Below are 2,542 nucleotides of genomic sequence, written 5' to 3' on the forward strand. Positions count from 1 at the left end.
CCCGCACTCCCCGCACGGCGGGGGGCGGGCGCGCGTCGATATCGGGCGGCGATTGTCAGCGGGGGATGGCAGGATCATCGGCGGTGATCCGACCACCTACAGGGGGCAGGGATGGGGAGCACGACGTTCGAGTGGCCGCGCGGCGCGGAGGCACGGGACACGGCGGCGCTGGAGCTGTGGCTCGCCGTGCACGGCTGGGAGGTCGACCCGACGGTGTTCATGGCCGGCGGACTCGGCCCGGCCGTGCAGGTGCAACCGATCGGCGGGGCCTGCCAGGACGGGGAGCCCGGGCTGCTGATCCTGCCGGGCGAGACCGTGGAGTACGCGCGGGACCGGATACGGATCGCGCCCCGGCCCAGCGTTCCGGCCGCCTGAGGAGCCTTGTGAGGGTCGCCTACGGCGACCCGGGCCGGCACCTCGTCAGTCGTCGAGCAGTCGCCATGCGGTGAGGGCGAGGGAGGCCCGGATCAGCCCGGCGTGTTCGGTGATGTCGATGCCCAGGACCTTCCCGATCTGGTCGAGCCTGCGGGCGACACTGCTGTGGTGCAGGTGCAGGAGGTCGGCGGCCCGCCGCAGGGAACCGGTGGCGCAGTAGGCGTCCAAGGTCTCCAGGTCTTCGGCGTGGCCGGCGGCGATACGGGCGATGCCCGACACGTCCGCGTTGCCGCGCACCGCGTCCGGGGGGACCAGGGCCAGCAGCGCCGCAGCGCCCAACTCGTCATGGCGGACGACCGGTCGGCGTGTGGTGGTGAAGCGGAGGGCGGTCCGGGCCTGCTGCCAGGACCGGGCCGGGCCTTCGGCGGCGCCGATGCCAGCGCGTACGCCTGCCGGGATCCGAGAGGGGTCGACGGTGGTGGCCAGGAGGACGCCCACGTCGGCGAGGGATGCCGCCTTGACCGGACGGCCCGGGCAGAGCAGGGAGCCGATCCGGTCGAGCGGAATCCGTGCGTGTACGGCGACGACGTGGACCGGCAGGCCGGCGGTGAAGCCCAGGAGGCGCAGCGCCCGGGCTCCGGCCGCTTCGTCGGTGTCGGGGCTGATCGCCAGTTCGACGAGGGCGGGGTCGGCCATGGTGGTGCGGGCCGGGCCGTACCGTTCGACGGCCGCCGCGGCGGTGATGGCGAACCGGTCGAGGAGGACTTCGTCGAGCGGACCCGGCGGACCTGGGCGTTCCAGCCATACCGTGCCGATCTCCTCCTCGTCGAGTGTGAGCGGCGCGGTGGTGGATGCGGGTGGGGTCGGGCCTGGGGCCGGCGCGCCGTCCGCCGCGACGCGGATCGTCTGTCCCGTGCCGTGGAGCCGGATCCCGGCCACGCACTCGGCCAGACCCGCCGAGGAGCGGGCCAGCGCCGGGAGGTCCACCCGCCTGCGCGTCAGCGTGTCGTAGAACGCGATGATGCGGATCGCGCCGTCGACGTACGGATCCAGTCCTGACAGCCGTACGGCCAGTGCCTCCATGCCAGGAGCATAGGGCGCCCTGGTGGGGAGCAGAAGCGCCGATCGGCGCGCGATCCGGCCGCGGCGGCCGACAGTTGGCGCACGCTCCCGGGGCCCGCGGCCTCCGCCCGTCAGGGCGGCTGTCGGTGGGGTGCGTCACAGTGGAAGGGATGCCGTTTTCCGCGCGAGCGAGGTGATCCCGTGAGATACGCGATCCGGGCCGAGGGCCTGGCCAAGCGGTTCAAGGAGACCCGCGCGCTGAACGGGGTGGATCTGGAGGTTCCGGCAGGTACCGTGCTCGGCCTGCTCGGTCCCAACGGTGCGGGCAAGACCACCGCGGTCCGCATCTTCGCCACCCTCCTACGGCCGGACGAGGGGCGTGCCGAGGTGGGCGGGCACGACGTGGTGCGGGAGGCGGGGCGGGTCCGCTCCCTGATCGGGCTGACCGGGCAGTACGCGGCCGTGGACGAGAACATGACCGGCACGGAGAACCTGCTGATGATCGGGCGCCTGCTCGGCATGTCGCGCGGCGCGGCCCGGACCCGCTCAGCCGAGCTGCTCGACCGTTTCCACCTGAGCGACGCGGCCGGACGGGCCGTGAAGACGTACTCGGGCGGTATGAGGCGGCGCCTGGACCTCGCGGCCAGCCTGATCGGGCGGCCGCAGATCCTCTTCCTGGACGAGCCGACCACCGGGCTCGATCCGCACAGCCGGGGCGAGGTGTGGGACATGCTGCGCGTGCTGGTGGCGGAGGGCATGACCACCCTGCTGACCACGCAGTATCTGGACGAGGCGGACCGGCTCGCCGACAGCATCGTGGTCATCGACAACGGGCGGGTGATCGCCGGCGGTACGCCCGACGAACTGAAGGCCGTCGGCGGCCGGGTGCTGCACCTGCGCCCGGTCCGGCCGGCCGACCTCGACGCGGCGCACGCCCTCGTCGCCGAGGAGGCCGGGCCGCACACCACGATCGAGGGTGACGGCATCGTCGTCCCCGTCAAGGACCCGGCGCTCATGCCGCGTGTCGTACGCCGGCTCGACCGGGCGGGTATCGCCGTCGGGGAACTCGCTCTGCGTCGCTCGTCCCTCGACGAGGTGTTCATCG

Annotated in this window: 3 protein-coding genes; 2 read left to right on the forward strand and 1 reads right to left on the reverse strand. The window is 73.4% G+C overall.

Going from position 1 to position 2,542, the window contains the following annotated elements; translation table 11 throughout:
• The first annotated feature begins 111 nt into the window (after positions 1 to 111).
• Positions 112 to 375, forward strand: a complete 264-nt coding sequence (locus ACWGIU_RS35230) for a hypothetical protein (protein WP_453712169.1) — start codon at positions 112 to 114, stop codon at positions 373 to 375.
• 45 nt (positions 376 to 420) lie between these two features.
• Here the strand turns inward: ACWGIU_RS35230 and ACWGIU_RS35235 are convergent, their stop codons facing one another.
• Positions 421 to 1,458: a helix-turn-helix domain-containing protein gene (locus tag ACWGIU_RS35235; RefSeq protein ID WP_453712170.1), complete on the reverse strand. Its 1,038-nt coding sequence runs from the start codon at positions 1,456 to 1,458 to the stop codon at positions 421 to 423.
• A gap of 180 nt (positions 1,459 to 1,638) precedes the next feature.
• Between ACWGIU_RS35235 and ACWGIU_RS35240 the strand changes: the two genes are divergently transcribed.
• A partial coding sequence (locus tag ACWGIU_RS35240; protein WP_453712171.1) for an ATP-binding cassette domain-containing protein occupies positions 1,639 to 2,542 on the forward strand: 904 nt, incomplete at its 3' end.

It is taken from the genome of Streptomyces sp. NPDC054840 (assembly GCF_053611065.1).

Coding starts and splice junctions, on each gene's coding strand:
- ACWGIU_RS35230 (WP_453712169.1), top strand. CDS start 112: ATGGGGAGCACGACGTTCGAGTGGCCGCGCGGCGCGGAGGCACGGGAC.
- ACWGIU_RS35235 (WP_453712170.1), bottom strand. CDS start 1,458: ATGGAGGCACTGGCCGTACGGCTGTCAGGACTGGATCCGTACGTCGAC.